The following is a 16,058-nucleotide window of genomic DNA, read 5'->3' as shown; positions in this document are numbered from 1 at the left end:
GATCGTCAGCGGTGCGACGACACGCCGAACCTCGACCGGCTCGGGTGACGGGCGTCTTCGCGTACCGTCCGGGATCCCCCGACCCCGACGCCGGCCTCGACCCCGCGCCTGACTTCGGTACCGGATACCGGATCTCGGACCGGCTGGTGCTCACCGCCGCGCATGTCCTCGAAAACCTGCCGCCCGACGGCATCGGCCCGGACGGTGGGCCCGCGCTCTTCGTGGACCTCGGCGGCGACGGTCTGGAGCGTCCGGCGACCTGTGTGTGGCGCGATCCGGACGGCAGGGACCTCGCCCTGTTGCGGCTCGCCGATCCGCCACCGGGGCACGTCCCGCCGGTACGGCTGGGCCGGATCGACCTCACGAGGGCGACGACGGTCAGCGTGCTGGCGATGGGATATCCGAGACACACCGAGATCTACCTTGAGCGCACCGGCGAGTACAGGCGCGGCCGTTCGCACATCAACGGCCGGATCCACACCGCGAGCGGGGGGCGCCCGGAAGCGCTGCGCCTCCATCCCGACGTCACCGTGCCCGAGGCCGCGCCGGGCGACAGTCCCTGGAAGGGGATGTCCGGCGCGGCGGTCTTCGCCGGCTCCTCCCATCTGCTGGTCGGGGTGTTCTGGGAGCAGCTCTCCGGGGCGGGGGCCGGCCAGCAGGAGATCACCAGGCTCGACGCGGTCACCGATCAGCGCTGGCGTGACCTGTTGGAGGCCGAGGATATCGACCCGGATCCGCGCCCCGTCTTCCCCGACGGGTGGAACCAGACCTGTCCCGGCCTGATCCCGCACGGGGACCACGTCGACAATCTGGTGGCCGAGGACTCCTTCCTCACCTCCGGTCGGTTGCGGTTCGTGGATCCGGGCGACCACCCGAGCGCGCCGAGCCAGGTCCTCGCCGCGCTGACCCGGATGGTCGAGGGTGCGGAGGATCGGCGGCTCGGGGTGATGCTGTCCGGGATACCCGGTGTCGGCAAGACCCGGCTCTGCCTGGAAACCGCCGCGCTCGCCGACGGCGCCGGTTGGCTCGTCGTCCACCTGCCGCGGTGGGACCAGCGCGCCTCGCTGGAGGACGCGTGGAAGTGCGCCGAGCCGCTCTCCTCGCCGGTGCTGCTGGTTGTCGAGGACCTCGAGTGGCTCGCCGAGACCACTGCGGAGACCGTCCGGCAGTTGCGGGCCGGCGCCCTCAACACGGGCGCGCGACTGGCCATCCTGGGCCCCGTACGGACGGCTGCGCTGGATCCGGACACGACCCGCTGGAAACTGGCGCCGACAAAACTCTTCGAGGAGATCGAGGTCCGCGCCGATCCGGGCTACCAGGCTGACATCCTGCGGCGGACCGTGCGGAGTCTGGCCGAACAGGCCGTGCAGCAGGCGGGCGAGGAACACCTGATGACGATCTGTCGGGGCATTCCGGCTATCGCGGTGCTGCTCGCCAACTACTACAACGGCGAGGTCGCCGCCGGGCGCGACGTCAGCACGGCGAGGCCACTCGGCGACCAGGACATCGCCGGCTGGCTGCGCGAGGTGCTGGACCGGGAGGAGCTGGGGCTGCCGTCGGTACGCCGCTCGGAGCCGGCCGCCAGGCCGGACGGGCGGCTCACCGCCGCCGCCTGGATCGCCGCGGCCACCCCGCTCTCCGCCGAGGCACTGAAGGCGGCACTCGGGAGGCGCGGCGAGATACTCAGCCCGCTCGGCACCCCGTGGCCGCCGGCGGAGCTTCTCGACTCGCTGTGCGGGGCCGGAATCCTGGCCCGACGTGGCGACACCATCCAGACGGTGCACCACCTGTACGCCGACCGCCTGCTCACCGAGGTTCTGCTCGAACGCCGCTCGGGGGGGATCCGTGCCGACGTCCTCCACCGGACCCTCGAACCAGGCCTCGCCGATCAGCGGGTGCTGTGCCACGTGGCCGAGGCGGTGCACCGACTGCGCGAGGCGATCGAGGACGAGTCGGGGCAGCCGCTCGGCGCCGCCGTCGAGCAGTGGTGCCTGGACAACGCCGGAGAGCTGACGGCACTGCTCGACCGGGACCCGGACGGCCGGATCCTGCACACCCTGCTGCGCCTGCCGACCTGGCGACCCGCCGCGCGTCGGCTGGTCGAGCCGATCGCCGAGACCTGGTTGCGGCGGCGCTTCCGCGACCCGAAGGCCCGGGACGGGGTACTCTCCGTCGCGTCCTGTCTGGACCCCCAGGTCGGGTACCCCTACGTGATCGCCTGGATCAGCCACAACGTCGCCAACCCGAGGGCGGCGTACGCCTTCCACAAGCTGTCCCCGCCGGAGGGCGTCGACTCGGCGTACGGCGAATGGACCGTCGAGCGGGCCTTCAAGTGGCTGGCCCAGCACGCCCCGCATCCGAACGCCTCGTTCGTGCTCGCCAGCCTGCTCGACCACGGCAAGCAGCTCGGCCTGCCACCCGGCCATCCGCACGGCGCCCGCCTCGTCGCCTGGGCCCTCGGCTGGCTGCGGCGCAACGGCCACCACCGCAATGCGGCGTTCGTCGCCCGGCCGCTCGTGCAGCGCCCGGAGCTGGCTGGCGCGGACCTGGAGGCGACCGCGTCGTTCCTGCTCGACCGGGTCGCGCCCCGGGAACCGCACAACGCCAGTTTCGCCCTGGAGGCCGTGTTCCGCCGGCACCGCCTCGGTCGGGACCTGCCCGACCCGGTGTTCAAGCAGGCGGTGAAGGACTCCCTGCGCTGGCTGGAAGACCGCCGGGGCTACGGTCGGCGCCCCGCCGCCGTGTACGTGCTGGAGAACCTGATCTCTCCCGACCTGCGCGGCCGGGACGACCTCTCCCGCGCCGTACGCCTTGCCTGGGACTGGCTCGACGCGAACGGGGACGTGAAGGAAGCCGGCCGGCTTCTCGAACGCCTGCTGCACCTCGCCCGCCGGGAGACCGACCCGTGGGCCCGGCTCACCGAGGAGGAGTCGGCGGAGCTGAGCCGGCGTACCCTGAGCTGGCTCTCCGCCCCCGAGGCGACCCGGACCAATCGGATCAGCGTGCTGGGCGCGCTGCTGCGTACCCGGCTGCTCGACGACGATGCCGACGAACTGCGCGGGCGCGTCGGCGAGGCGCTGGCGCTGTGCCGGCGGACGCCGAGCCCCACGGTGGCGCGGGACCTGCTTCCGCCGCTGCTCGCCAAGCCGGCACTGCCGGCGGACCTCCGGGCCGAACTGCTGGACCTCACTTTCGACCAGCTGCGTCGCCACCCCCGCGACCGGCACACCAGTCACCCACTGACCTCGCTGCTGCGCCGCCCCGACATCACCGCCGAGGAGTACTCGACGGCGATGACCGCGACGCTGGACTGGCTCGGCGCCCACCCGTTCGACGACAGCGCGATACCGCTGCTGGTCAGCGCGCTGAGGAACCGCCGGGCGAACCGGGACGACCGGGGGAAGCTGGCCGACCGGGCCGTCCGGATCCTGTCCCGGCCGTTGCTGCTGAGCCGGCCGGGCCGCGAGCTGGTCGGCGTCCTGCTGGCGCAACGCACCGAGACGACGCCCGAGTGGAACCGGTTCGTCGGGCGGGCGTGCGGCCAGGTCGCCGTCGACGGCATGCCGGGCTGGGCCGCGCGGGTGCTGGGAGTCCTGCTCTCCGGCGCCGACGTGCTCGACGGCCCGGTGCGGGACGAACTGCACGCGACCTGCATCGGCTGGTGCGCGGCCAACCCCCGCTCCGCCCAGATCTTCCAGCTACTACCCACGGTGCTCGGCGACCGTGCCCTGTCGCCGTCGGCGCGGCGCCACGCCTGGCAGGTCGGTTCCGCTCGGGTGGATTCGGATGTCTCGCGCGTCTCCGGTGCCGGCCGACTGCTCGCCGCGCTGCTGCGGGACGGGGGTCTCGGTGACGCCACGGAGGCTGACCGGGTGCTGGCGGTCGCGATCGACTGGCTCGAGGTGCGGGTGGACGACGGCACGGCCTTCGAGCTGCTACCGCAGGTGGCACACCGATTGCGGCAGGATGCCGGTGCGGGTCGGGCGGCGGCGGACGTCGTGCGCCGTGCGGTCGGGCAGCTCGATGCCTGGCTGGACCGGCACCCGGCGGCGTCGGCCGAACGGCGGGCGAGCATCGACGCACACCGGGACGTGCTCGCCCGCCTCGCCCCCGATTGAGCCCTGCCGCCGGTCGAGGTACGCGTCGATCACCGGCCGGTCCCCGGCCCGGAGGTGCCGGCCGGGCTCAGGCCGAGCCCGTCGAGTGCGTGGGCGAGGCGATCGTTCTCGGCCCGGAGGAAGTCGCCGAACCCGGCACCGTCCAGGTACGCGTCGGTCCAGCCGTACTTGGCCAGCACCGCCCGCCACTGCGCCGAGCCGTGCAACCGGGCGACCATCTCCCGCATCGCCGCGACGTCGTCCCCGTCCAGTCCGGGCGGTGCGACGATGCCCCGCCAGTTGGTGAAGACGACGTCGACCCCGCGCTCCCGCAGGGTCGGCGCGGCGGTGCCGGTGACCCGGAACTTGCTGGTCACGGCGAGTACCCGGAGCTGGCCGGAGGCGATCTGGTCGGCGTACTCGCTGCGGCCGGAGACGCCGAAGTCGACCTGGTGGTCGAGGATCGCGGCGAGCAGGTCGCCACCGCCGTCGAACTGCCGGTAGCTCACCTGCCGGGGCGGGATGCCGACCGCGTCCGCGATCAGCATCGGGGCGAGGTGGTCCGGTCCGCCGGCGGAGGAGCCGCCACCCACCGGCACCCCCGCCGGATCGGCCCGCCAGGCCGCGATCAGCCCGCCGATGTCCCGGTACGGCGAGTCCCGGGTCACCACCACGATGGCCGGTTCCTCGATCAGCCGGGCGATCGGGGTGGTGTCCTGGAGCGTGAACCGGGCCCCGGAGGCGTACTGGCTGCCCACCACGCCGAGCCCCATCAGCATCATCAGGTCCGGGTTTCCCCGCTCGTAGCCGAGCCGTCGCAGCCCGACGACGCCACCGCCACCGGGCAGGTTGAAGACCTCCACGGCCCGGGCGATCCCGGCGTCCGCCAGTGCCTTGGCGGCGGTGCGTGCGGTCACGTCGTAGCCGCTGCCGGGCGCGTTGGGGACGAGCAGCCGCAGTTCGGTAGTTCCGTCGGCGAGGCGTCCGGCGCAGCCCGACACGGCGACCAGCACCACGGCGAGGCCGGCGGCGACCGCACCGGCCAGCCTTCTCGTCGTCGGATATCTGGTGCGGGCCATCCGCCGATCCTGGCCGGCCGGCGCCCGGTTGTCACCACCCGTGACCGGACCAGTTTGCCGGTTGACGTCGGGACTGGTCAGGTGAGAGCTTCCCGGTTGCCCGGCCGGGCGCCGTGGCGGGGCCGGCGAGAGCGTCGGAACCAGCCCCGGCGAACGAACCGGACGAGGAGGAGCGATGCGGCAGCGGATGTCCCTGGCCGGTCAGTTCCTGCTGCTGCAACTCGGCATCGTCCTGCTCGTCGTCTGCACGGTGGCGGCCGTCTCGATCGCCGAGTCCGACGCGGCGTTCCGCCGGAACGAGGGCTCCCGGCTGCGCTCCGTCGGGGAGAACGCGGCGATCAACCGGACCGTACGGATGGGCATCGGCGACCCGCACGGTCAGGAGGCGCTGGCGGCGGTGGCGGAGAGCGCCCGGGCGGTCTCCGGCGCGACGTTCGTGCTGATCGCCGACGCCACCGGCAAACTGGTCACCGGCCCGGACGCGGGATCGTCGATGGTGCTCGGCAGCAGTGACGGCCTCGCCGGCCGGTCCTGGGTCGGTGTGGTCGACGACGGCTCCAAGGCGCTGGTCGCGCACGTGCCCGTGCTCGACGAACAGGACGGCCGATTCCTCGGCCTGATCGTGGTCGGCCAGACCTATCCGACGCTGCCCGAGCAGCTCGCGGCCGGCCTCACCAACCTGCTCACCTACCTGCTGCTCGGCGGGGTGCTCGGGGTGGCCGGGTCACTGCTGCTGGCCCGGCGGGTGAAGCGGCAGACGCTGGGGCTGGAGCCGCGCGAGATCACCGGCCTGGTCGAGCACCGTGAGGCGATGCTGCACGGCATCAAGGAGGGCGTGCTCGGCACCGACACCGCCGACCGGGTGACCCTGGTCAACGACGAGGCGGTCCGGCTGCTCGGGCTGGCGGCCCTGCCGGTGGGCCGATCGCTGCACGCCGAGCCGATGGAGCCCCGGCTCCGGGACGTACTCACCGGCAAGGTCACCGGGGTGGACCAGATCGTCCTGAGCGACGACCGGGTACTGGTGCTCAATCGCCGGCCGGTGCTGGTCCGGGGCCGTCGGGTCGGCTCGGTGACCACCTTGCGGGACCGGACCGAACTGACCGCGCTCCGCCGCGAGCTGGACGCCAGCCGGCACACCACCGAGGCTCTGCGGGCCCAGGCGCACGAGTTCTCCAACCGGCTGCACACCATCGCCGGACTCATCGAACTCGGCGAACACGACGAGGTGATCCGGTACGTCACCCGGGCCAGCCAGGTGCACGAGAAGCTGAACCGGGACGTCACCGAGCTGGTCCGCGACCCGGCACTGGCCGCGTTGCTGATCGCCAAGGCAAGCCTCGCCGCCGAGCAGGGTGTCCGGCTCGCGGTCTCCCCGGAGTCGGACCTGCCCGCGGTCGACGAGCAGCTCGCCGCCGACCTGGTCACGGTGGTCGGCAACCTGGTCGACAACGCGCTGGACGCGGCCGGCTCCGGTGGTTGGGTGGAGGTCGCGCTCGCCCGGGTCGACGCGGAGGTCGTGGTCCGGGTCGGCGACTCCGGTCCGGGGGTGCCCCCGGAACTGGTCGAGGCGGTGTTCCGGCAGGGCTACAGCAGCAAGGATCCGGCCCGGGGCCACCACGGACTGGGGCTGGCGCTGGTCCGGCTGATCTGCCAGCGCCGGGGCGGCAGCGTCGAGGTCGACGGCGCGTCGTTCCGGGCCCGGCTGCCGCTGCCCGCCACGGACCCGGCCTGGGAGGCCGCGCCGCCCGTTGACGACCGGGCCCGGCAGGCGGCGCCGTCCGGCCGCGACCCGGCCCGGGATGCTCCGCTGCCCGGCACGGGGCCGGCATGATCCGGGTACTGGTGGTCGACGACGACTTCATGGTGGCTCGGGTCCAGCAGGGCTTCGTCGAGCGGACGCCCGGCTTCACCGTCGTCGGGGTGGCGCACACCGGCGCGGAGGCGCTCGACGCGGTGCACCGGCTGCGCCCCGATCTGGTACTGCTCGACATCTACCTGCCGGACCTCTCCGGGCTGGAGGTACTGCGCCGGCTGCGCGAGGGCGAGGCGGTGGTGGACGTCCTCGCGGTGACGGCGGCCCGGGACGTCGACACGATCCGGACCGCCCTGCGGGGCGGGGTGGTGCACTACCTGATCAAGCCGTTCACCTCGGACGCCCTGCGCGATCGGCTGGAGCGGTACGCCGCCGCCCAGCAGCGGCTGGCCGGCTCGGGAGAGGTGGCCCAGGAGGACGTCGACCGGCTCTTCGTCGCGCTCCGGCCGGCCCCGATCGAACTGCCGAAGGGGCTCACCCAGCCGACCGCCGACCTGGTTGCCACGGCACTGCGGTCGACCGACGGCGATCTGTCGGCGACCGAGTGCGCCGACCGGGTCGGGCTGTCGAGAGTCAGCACCCGGCGCTACCTGGAGCACTTCGTCGGAGCCGGCAAGGCCGGGGTGAGCCTGCGGTACGGCTCCGCCGGCCGACCGGAGCGACGCTACCGGTGGACCGGCGGAGCGTGACCCTGCGACCCGGTGGCCGGACGAGGTGCGTGGGCGCCGCACGACTCAGGTGGAAGGTCACTGCTCAACCAGCACCACCGTCTGATTGTCAGACGCTGTCCCTCACTCCTGCTCGCCCGGTCCCTTCCAGTGCCACCCATCTGCCAGTTTGAATCCGATTTCCCGGTTGTGTCGCACGATGGTGCTGTGGACGCGGTTGTCGGGCAGGTCCAGCCACAGCTGGTTGGTGTCTTAGCTGGTAGTGGGCTTGTCTGGCGTGGTGCTGGTGTCGGCGGCGCCGGGTGGGTCTGCTGTACCCAGGTTGGCTCTGCCTAGGTAGAGCCGGGCCAGTTCGAGGGCCTCGTGCACCCGTCCGGGGTGGTTGTGTTGGCCGGGACGGAGGCGGCTTCCGGCCTGAACCCCAAGTCCCGGGAGCCGCTCAATCAGCGAACCTGTTCAACCTCCCCTTGCGGTCCGTCGTGGCCGGAGGGGGAAGTCGGGGCGGACGCGCCGCGCGGTTCAGGTTGAGAAGGGTTCAGTGAAGCGCCGCCACCACCTGCGGCGGGGCAAACAGGCATCAAGCTGAGGCACCAGGAGGATCGATCATGTCACAGATGAAGGCGGCAGTCATCGCAGAGGCGAACGCTGCGTGGGTGCTGGAAGATCGGCCTGTTCCGGAGGTGGGACCGAACGACGTGCTGGTGCGGATTCGCGCGTGCGGGATCTGTGGCACAGATGTGTGGATGGCCAATGGCACCCTGTCGTTCCACGAGTTTCCGCTGATCCTCGGGCACGAGGGTGTCGGGGAGGTCGTCGCCGTGGGCGAGGGCGTGACCAAGCGCAGGGTCGGCGACCGGGTCGGTATCCCGATGGCCCAGCGGACCTGTGGTGTGTGCGATTTCTGCCGCGAGGAGCACCCGGTCAGCTTTGTCAGCGGTGTCAACTGCGCCAACCCGACGTTGACCGGCGTCACGGTTGACGGCGCTTTCGCCGAGTACATCGCTGCTGATGCCGACGGTACCGTGCTGCTGCCTGACGGCATCTCCTACGAGGACGCGGCTCCGACTCTGTGCGCCGGCTACACGGTGTGGGCCGCGCTGCGCAAGGTTGACCCCAAGCCTGGCGCGAAGGTTGCTGTCGTGGGGGTCGGCGGCCTCGGCCATTTCGCCATCCAGTACGCGAAGGCTGCCGGCTACCACGTCACTGCCGTGACCCGTACTGGTGACAAGCAGGAGCTCGCGCGGCGGCTCGGCGCCGATAATGTCGTCGCCGACGGTGCGGCACTGAAGGAGGCCGGCGGGGCTGATGTCCTCATGCACACCAGCAGCTCGCACGCCGCTATCGTGGACGCCATGAACGGCCTCAAGCCCTGGGGGAAGGTCGTGATGATGGGCGTCGCCACCGACGAGCTGCCGCTGCCGGCCGGACCGCTGACCTTTCAGGGTTATGAGGTGATCGGATCCGCGCACAATGGCATGGAGTACCTGGTTGAGGCCCTCGACTTCGTGGCCCGAGGAGCAGTCAAGCCGATGGTCGAGGTCTTCTCGAAGGAGCGTGTCGGCGAAGCGTACGAGGCTGCCAGCAGTGGCAAGGTCCGTTTCAAGGCCGTGGTGACGTTCTGACCTGACGCCTGAGCCGCATATCACGCAACGCCATCACCGATCGGGCACTCCGGTAGCGCCGGTACGCTCGATCGGTGATGGCCTACGCCGGCCTCAGCGCAGGTGGACACCTCACGGGGACCCGGTCAGCCCGGCCTCGGCACGTTCTCACCCCATTCGGTCACGCGTTCCACTCGGTCAACGCTCGGCCTGCTCATCGGCGCCAGCCTCGTCCAAGTCGATCTCCGCGTCCCCGTCGAGCAGTGGCTCCAGCCACCAGCCGTATCGCCGGCCCAGCACATTTCAGGCGGCCGGCGACCAGCACAACCTGAGTTCGTTCTCGTCCACGCCTGGGCGGCCGGGGAGCGTGCCGCATTTCGACAAGTTCGAGACGGGCGCGCTTGGCGATGCATGGTCGCAACTACCGTGGGGATTCGTCGAGGGTGAGTCAGCTGCGGGGGCGTAGTGCAGTAGCCCAGAATGAGCGGAGAACCCCATGACAACAAGTATCCTGTTCGTGCTCTCTGGGGCGGATCACTGGACCCAGAGCGACGGCAGCACCAGGGTGGCGGGGTTCATTCCCGAAGAGTTGGGAGCGCCCCACGAGGTGTTCGTGCGAAGTGGGGCGGACGTCGGCTTCGCATCCCCCGAGGGTCGGCGACCAAACCTGGATCCCGTCGGCCGGGAGTCGAGCCCGGCGAGCCCGAATGGCAGATACTACGGGCAGTACTGCGACTCCATCGCGCAGGAGTGGCAGTCGCCGCAGAAGCTGGATGCGGTGAATGCTGCCGACTACGACGCGATCATGATTCCCGGCGGGCACGCGCCGATGGAGGACCTGTACCAGGACCCGGCGATGGGCCGTCTGCTCTCTGCGGCGATGGAGTCCGGGACGGTCATCGCCGCGGTCTGTCATGGCCCCGCTGCTTTGCTCAGCGCGACCGGCCCAGACGGGGGATGGCTGTTCGCCGGCCGCCGGGTCACCGCTCTCGACAACGAGGAGGAGAAGCTGTACGGCACGATGGAGAAGGCCCCGTTCCTACTGGAGTCGCGGCTCGTCGAGCTGGGCGCGCGGTTCGAACACGGTCCGCCGTGGCTGCCGTACGTGGTCGCGGACGAACGGTTGATCACCGGTCAGAACCCGGCTTCGGCCGGCGCGGTGGCCAACGCCATCCTCACGATGTGCGACGGGCACGGCAGGTGACCGTGGCTGGGTACCGACAAGGTCGCGCCGACCATCTGGATGCTGCCGGTCACCAGACCATCGGTCTCGGCCGGACGTCGAGCTCGGGGCCACCGGTGATCACAGTCGCCATGCGGAAAGACCGCCCTGCGACCGACGGCCTGCGCGGCAGAACGGTCGTCCAGGTGCGCTGAACGCGTTGGGGGCTCGGTGACTGTATCGTCGGCCCTCAGGAGATGAGCTGCCCGGCTGGCCCGCGTGGTCCGGCGTGTCGATCACCGTTTGTCACTTCCCCCGGGGCCTCGAAGTGGAACAAGAGTACGTCCAGTAAGCGCTTGTTTACATCCGCACCAAGCGACTGCGTGGTACGACTACTTCGATGCCGAGGCGAAGCGAACGGAACAGGCAAACGAATGGCAGGCGAGGCGCGCGAACTCCTGCGGAGACCCGGCGAGCCGCAGCGGACGACTTTCCTGGAGCTTTTTTTTGACCTGGCGTTCGTCGTCACGCTTATCCAACTCTCGCACGTGCTAGCGAATGATCTCAGTTGGCGTGGTGCCTTCCGAACGCTGGTGCTGCTGTTCGCCATGGGTTGGATCTGGTATATCACGGTGGCAATAACCGACCGGTACAACCCGCACCGGCCGGTGATCCAGGTACTGGTCATCGCGACCTTGGTCGGCACTCTCGTTCTGGTCGCCGCAGTGCCCGCGGCCTTCGGCGAGCGGGGCCTGGTCTTCGCGGGGGCATACGTCGCCATCCAGATCGGTCGCCCCCTGTTCACCCTTTTCGCGCTACGGGAGCGCAAGCTGAGGCGCCGGCCGGCGCGGGCGCTGTGCTGGTTCAGTGTGTCGGCCGTGCCTTGGCTTGTCGGGGCAGGCGCGGACGGCGCGACGCGCGACGTGCTGTGGACGCTGGCGGTGGCCGTGGACTACGTGGCATTCGCCCTCGGCCGGCCCACGCCCGGCTTGGGCCGCTCATCCAGTTCGGAGTGGAGGATCGTGGCCGAGCACTTGGCCGAACGCTATCGCCTGTTCTTCATCATCGCACTCGGTGAATTGATCCTGGTCACCTCGTTGACCTTCAGCGGTAACGACATGGCGGTGGACAAGAGTGCCGCCTTCCTGACATCGATCGCCATCACTGTGCTTCTCTGGCGGATCTACATCTATCGGGCTGGGGAGGTACTGGCCACGGCTATCGAAGCATCCCCTGACCCGCTCCGCCTGGCTATCTCGACGCTCTCCGCGCACATGGTCATGATGGCCGGAATCGTCGTGACCGCCGTCGGCGTCGAGCTCGTCATCGCACATCCACTCGGACACACCCCACCTGACTGGACGGCCGTCATCCTCGGCGGACCCGCGCTCTTCCTGGTCGGGCGCGCGCAATTCGAACATGCCGTGCTCAGGCGGGTCTCTCGAGACCGGCCGGTGGGGCTGCTCGTGCTGGCCGTCATCGTACCGGGGGCACTGCGCGTACCGCCGCTGGTGGTCGCCTTGGCCGCAACGGTGGTCCTCACCGGAATTGCGATCACCGACACGGTCCGCACCCGGCAGAGCGCGTCCGAAAAGCCCTCGCCGCCCGGTGGGCCGTTGTGACAATTGCCCGTTCCGCTGACGATGCGCCAGCGGCGGCGTCGACGATGGTGGGACAGTGAACCTTTTTCGACCTGGACAGCGCGGTGCGTTGCCCCGACTCGCACCTGCGGCCACGACGAACCGCAGGGGGAGGTCGAAAAGGTTCAGTACTGCGCGGCGTCCGGACCAGGCGGCTGGGTCCGCGGAGCCGCCTCCACCCGGGCCGACCTGCTGGCCGCCATCACCCTGCCGGCAGCGGCGGCGACACCCGCCGCCGCACCCAACACCGTCCCTCTAGAGGCGGCGAGCTAGCGCCGTTCAATGCCGTTCGCGGGCTAGTTCGCTAATGGCGATGTCGTGGACCTTCAGGGCGGGCGTCTGCTGCCAGGCGTTCACCGTGCGGGCGCAGTTCTGAACGGCCTGGCCGAGGTAGTCGTCGGCCGTGATGAGTGGATCGGGTACCAGGTGCAGCACGTTCTGCTCCTCGGCGACCTCACGCAGGCTGTGCGTCAGCGCGATGCCGCGTTGACGGGTCCGCGCAGCAGCTTCGTACACCAGCGCGTGCGCCCGATCGTGACCCATGGTCTCGGCGAGCCGCATCATCTGGGCCTCGGCCATGATGGTGCCGCCGCCCAGGAGCAGGTTCGTACGCATGCGGTCGGGGTCGACGCGGAGACCACGCACCAGCGTCAACGCCTCACCGAGCGCGCTGCCGGCCAGGACGGCCAGCTGCGGGATGACGTGCCATTCGATCTGCCACTCGCCGGCCGCGCGTTCGTGGCCGGCTTCCTGCAGGCGTAGCAGCGACGAGCTCAGCGCCCCTGCCGCCCCGGACAGGCCGATGATGGCCTCGGAGGAAATTGGGTTCACCTTCTGCGGCATGGTCGAGGACGCGCCTCGGTGGGAGACATACGGCTCCGACACCTCGCCGATCTCGGTACGGGACAGGTCGACGACGTTGCGGGCCAGCTTGGCGCACGCCGCCGTGATCGTCGCGCACAGCCAGCCGAACTCGGCGACACCGTCCCGATCGGCATGCCACGGCATCTCGGTGTCGTACAGATTCAGGCGTTCCGCCATGTCGGCGCGGATCTGGCCAGCGCGCTCGCCCAGGGCCGCCGAGGTCCCGCCCGCGCCGAAGAGCGAGACGACGGCGATGCGCGGATGTGCCTGCGCCAGCCGTCGGCGATGCCGGGCGAACTGCGCAAGCAGCGTCGCCAAGGTGGCGCCGAAGGTGGTGGGCACAGCCTGCTGCGCGTGGGTCCGGGCGGCCATGACGGTGTGCGCGTACCGGCGCGTCTGCTCCGCGATGGCATCGCCGAGATCACCCAGCCGCCGATCCAGGGCCGAGAGCGAGCGAGACAGCTGCAGAGCGAGCCCGGTATCCATGATGTCCTGTGTGGTGGCGCCGAAATGCACACGTCCAACCAAACTGTCCGACAGATTGCGCTCGATCTCCCGTACGAGTCCGACGATTGGGTATCCGACGGTCCGAGCCTTCGCCCACAGACGGTCGTGATCGATGTTGCCGGCGCATGCGGCGGCAACGATCGCCTCGGCGTCGGCGACCTCGATGACTCCGCTGGCGGCCTGACCGAGCGCCAGAGCCCGCTCGGCTGCCAGCCAGCTCTCCAGACAGCCGTCCGGCGCGAAGATGCCGAGCTGTTCTTGATCGCCCACGAGCTGGGTCAGCAGCGAGAACGGCGACCGAAACGGAGCTGTCACCCCTTCATGATTGCCGTACTCCGGGAGTTTTGCCCACGGTTAGGTGGAGCTGTCGTCCCCACGTAGCGCTGCGCTTGGTGGATTTTCGGTATCTGCTCTGCGACGGCGTGGAATGCCTGCCGTGTAGGGACGGAAGCCGGGTAAGCTGTCAAGGGGTTGTTTTACGCCATATCCGCCTCCGGGCCCGCCAGCTTCGGTATCAAGGTCAACCTGGTGGAGCCCGGCTACACCCGTACGGACTTCCTGCGTACACACTCGCTCGGCTTGCCAGCCACGACCGTAGAGGGCTACGAGGCGGTCCGGGAGATGACCGAGGCGCATCTGGCGATGCCTGGCACCCAGCTCGGCGACCCGGTCATGGCAGCCGCCGAGATCATCCGGGTCGCGGTGTCCGGCAACGCGCCCCTGCACCAGATCCTCGGCTCCGACTCCTACGGGCTGGCCAAGTCGCGGATCGAGGCGCTCACGAACGACATCGAGGCCGGCCGCGAGCTGGCCGCCACCACCGACATCGCTGCCGAGTGAACCCGGGACGAGCTGCTGGCCCTGTCGCGGGAGCAGCAGCAGGCCGGTCGTGGACTGTGTCCCGGTGTTGCAAGCTCAACTGCCTCCGCGGAGGACGGCGCTACCTGGGAATGACATGCCCACCCCGACCGTGGGCATCACACGACCAGTACGGCGATTATTGATGGCATGGCGGGACGTACAGATCTGGGTGACTTCTTGCGGAAGTGCCGGGCGGACACGACACCGGAAATGGCGGGCATTCCTGGCTATCCCGGCCAGACCGGACGTCGGGTGCGTGGTCTACGTCGAGAGGAGGTGGCCCAACTCGCCGGGGTCAGCGTCGACTACTACACCCGATTGGAGCAGGGCCGGCACAGCAGCCCCTCCGAAGGAGTGCTCGACGCCCTGGGACGGGTCTTCCGGCTCGACGCCGCAGCCCGCGCCCACCTCGCCGACCTGGCCCGACCGGTCCGGCGTCACGCGACGCCGATGCCGCCCCAGCGGGTCCGGCCCGCGATGCACCAGATGATCGCCTCGATGGACCTGCCAGCCTTCGTCGTCGGTCGCCGTACGGACGTCCTCGCATCGAACACGCTGGCGCGTGCGTTGCTCACCGACTGGACCCGCCTGCCGCCCCGGCATCGGAACTACACGCGTTGGGTGTTCCTCGACCCGACCGCTCGGGAGGCATTCCTCAACTGGCCGACCGTGGCGGCCGAGGTGGTCGGCACGCTGCGGCTCTACGCCGGGCGGTTCCCCGACGACCCCCTGCTCAACGAGCTGGTCGGAGAGTTGACGATCAAGAGCCGGGAGTTCCGTACCTGGTGGAACGGTCACCAGGTGTACGAGCGTACGCACGGCACCAAGCACATGGTGCACCCCGCCGTCGGGCCGATCACCATCCAGTACGAGGCACTGGCCCTGCCCGGTGACGAGGAGCAGACGCTGTTCATCTACACCACCGCCCCCGGCAGCACCTCGCATGACAACCTACGCCTACTCGCCCTCTGGGCGAACCAGCAGCAGACGAACACCACACCGTCCGGCCACACCCCGGCACCCGGGACGCCCGACCGTGCTTCACTCAACACCGGCAACATGACCGACCCCGCCTGACGGGCTTCACGGAGGCACACATGGAACAGCGCACGGTCACCCTGCTCGGCGCGGGCAAGATGGGCGCCGCCATGGTCACTCGCTGGACCGCTGCCGGCCGCGAAGTCGTCGTATGGAGCCGCACAGTCGCGGGCGCGCGTGCGCTGAGCGGCCCGGCCGTACGCGCTCAGACCGACGTCACGGCCGCAGTGACGGGCGCACCGGTAGTGGTGACGAGCCTGACCGACGGTGCCGCGGTACGGTCGGTACTGCTCGACCGCGGCGCGCTCGCGGCCATGGAACCCGGATCCACGATCGTGGACCTGTCCACCATCGACGTCGAGTCCTCCCGTGCCGTGGCCGAGGCCGCGCAGGCAAAGCGTGTCCGGTACGTGCGCGGCGCGGTCAGCGGCACCCCCGCCGTCGTCTCCGCCGGCAACGCCTCCCTGCTGCTGTCCGGCCCGCGGGACGCGCTGGACGCTGCCCGCGACGTGCTGGCCGACATCACCGCCAAGCAGACCGTTGTCGGCGCGGCCGAGGAGGCTCGGGTGGTGAAACTGGCCACCAACCTGATGCTCGCTGGCACCCTGCAGGCACTCGCCGAGGCCACGGTCATGGCCGAGGCGCGAAGGAACTCCTCGACACCGACACCGCGTCGTGTCCAACCGACCGGCGGTTGAAGAGGCGGTCCTGTTCCGTGTTCCTCC

The 16,058-nt window shown here is 70.4% G+C and carries 11 protein-coding genes; 9 read left to right on the top strand and 2 right to left on the bottom strand.

Annotated features, from left to right (window positions below):
- The first annotated feature begins 11 nt into the window (after positions 1–11).
- Positions 12–4,118, top strand: coding sequence for a serine protease (locus tag R6Y94_RS41295; protein WP_318402441.1), 4,107 nt, complete (start codon positions 12–14; stop codon positions 4,116–4,118).
- 29 nt (positions 4,119–4,147) lie between these two features.
- Here R6Y94_RS41295 and R6Y94_RS41290 read toward each other — a convergent pair whose 3' ends face one another.
- Positions 4,148–5,176 carry a Bug family tripartite tricarboxylate transporter substrate binding protein gene (locus tag R6Y94_RS41290; RefSeq protein WP_318402439.1) on the bottom strand — a complete coding sequence of 343 codons (1,029 nt, stop codon included), beginning with the start codon at positions 5,174–5,176 and terminating at the stop codon, positions 4,148–4,150.
- Positions 5,177–5,351: 175 nt separating this feature from the next.
- Between R6Y94_RS41290 and R6Y94_RS41285 the strand changes: the two genes are divergently transcribed.
- The 5 genes from R6Y94_RS41285 to R6Y94_RS41265 all read left to right on the top strand — a co-directional run bounded on the left by R6Y94_RS41285 (position 5,352) and on the right by R6Y94_RS41265 (position 12,045).
- On the top strand, positions 5,352–7,010 hold the full coding sequence (locus tag R6Y94_RS41285) for an ATP-binding protein (protein ID WP_318402437.1): 1,659 nt from the start codon (positions 5,352–5,354) through the stop codon (positions 7,008–7,010).
- Positions 7,007–7,681, top strand: a complete 675-nt coding sequence (locus R6Y94_RS41280) for a response regulator (protein ID WP_318402435.1) — start codon at positions 7,007–7,009, stop codon at positions 7,679–7,681. Before R6Y94_RS41285 ends, R6Y94_RS41280 begins: the two co-directional genes overlap by 4 nt.
- A gap of 584 nt (positions 7,682–8,265) precedes the next feature.
- The gene (locus R6Y94_RS41275; protein ID WP_318402433.1) at positions 8,266–9,282 is read left to right on the top strand and encodes an alcohol dehydrogenase catalytic domain-containing protein; all 1,017 of its coding nucleotides are present in this window, start codon (positions 8,266–8,268) and stop codon (positions 9,280–9,282) included.
- A 475-nt stretch (positions 9,283–9,757) separates the two neighbouring features.
- A complete protein-coding gene (locus R6Y94_RS41270; protein WP_318402431.1) occupies positions 9,758–10,465 on the top strand; it encodes a type 1 glutamine amidotransferase domain-containing protein in 708 nt (235 codons plus the stop codon).
- Positions 10,466–10,857: 392 nt separating this feature from the next.
- Positions 10,858–12,045 (top strand): low temperature requirement protein A, encoded by a 1,188-nt coding sequence (locus tag R6Y94_RS41265; protein WP_318402430.1) that lies wholly within the window; start codon positions 10,858–10,860, stop codon positions 12,043–12,045.
- A gap of 297 nt (positions 12,046–12,342) precedes the next feature.
- On the opposite strand, the gene R6Y94_RS41260 is transcribed toward R6Y94_RS41265, so the two are convergent.
- The gene (locus R6Y94_RS41260) at positions 12,343–13,749 is read right to left on the bottom strand and encodes an adenylosuccinate lyase family protein (protein ID WP_318402429.1); all 1,407 of its coding nucleotides are present in this window, start codon (positions 13,747–13,749) and stop codon (positions 12,343–12,345) included.
- 156 nt (positions 13,750–13,905) lie between these two features.
- On the opposite strand from R6Y94_RS41260, the gene R6Y94_RS41255 reads away from it, so the two are divergent.
- The 3 genes from R6Y94_RS41255 to R6Y94_RS41245 all read left to right on the top strand — a co-directional run bounded on the left by R6Y94_RS41255 (position 13,906) and on the right by R6Y94_RS41245 (position 16,031).
- Positions 13,906–14,274: a hypothetical protein gene (locus R6Y94_RS41255; RefSeq protein ID WP_318402427.1), complete on the top strand. Its 369-nt coding sequence runs from the start codon at positions 13,906–13,908 to the stop codon at positions 14,272–14,274.
- Between the two features lie 168 nt (positions 14,275–14,442).
- Positions 14,443–15,372: a helix-turn-helix transcriptional regulator gene (locus tag R6Y94_RS41250; protein ID WP_318402425.1), complete on the top strand. Its 930-nt coding sequence runs from the start codon at positions 14,443–14,445 to the stop codon at positions 15,370–15,372.
- 20 nt (positions 15,373–15,392) lie between these two features.
- On the top strand, positions 15,393–16,031 hold the full coding sequence (locus R6Y94_RS41245) for an NAD(P)-dependent oxidoreductase (RefSeq protein WP_318402424.1): 639 nt from the start codon (positions 15,393–15,395) through the stop codon (positions 16,029–16,031).
- The last annotated feature ends 27 nt before the right edge of the window (positions 16,032–16,058 follow it).

The sequence above is a fragment of the Plantactinospora sp. KLBMP9567 genome (genome assembly GCF_033446045.1).
GTDB lineage: Bacteria > Actinomycetota > Actinomycetes > Mycobacteriales > Micromonosporaceae > Plantactinospora.
This window is presented reverse-complemented; position numbering and strand designations above follow the sequence as displayed.

Coding starts and splice junctions, on each gene's coding strand:
- R6Y94_RS41290 (WP_318402439.1), bottom strand. CDS start 5,176: ATGGCCCGCACCAGATATCCGACGACGAGAAGGCTGGCCGGTGCGGTC.
- R6Y94_RS41265 (WP_318402430.1), top strand. CDS start 10,858: ATGGCAGGCGAGGCGCGCGAACTCCTGCGGAGACCCGGCGAGCCGCAG.
- R6Y94_RS41245 (WP_318402424.1), top strand. CDS start 15,393: ATGGAACAGCGCACGGTCACCCTGCTCGGCGCGGGCAAGATGGGCGCC.
- R6Y94_RS41285 (WP_318402437.1), top strand. CDS start 5,352: ATGCGGCAGCGGATGTCCCTGGCCGGTCAGTTCCTGCTGCTGCAACTC.
- R6Y94_RS41275 (WP_318402433.1), top strand. CDS start 8,266: ATGTCACAGATGAAGGCGGCAGTCATCGCAGAGGCGAACGCTGCGTGG.
- R6Y94_RS41270 (WP_318402431.1), top strand. CDS start 9,758: ATGACAACAAGTATCCTGTTCGTGCTCTCTGGGGCGGATCACTGGACC.
- R6Y94_RS41250 (WP_318402425.1), top strand. CDS start 14,443: ATGGCGGGACGTACAGATCTGGGTGACTTCTTGCGGAAGTGCCGGGCG.
- R6Y94_RS41280 (WP_318402435.1), top strand. CDS start 7,007: ATGATCCGGGTACTGGTGGTCGACGACGACTTCATGGTGGCTCGGGTC.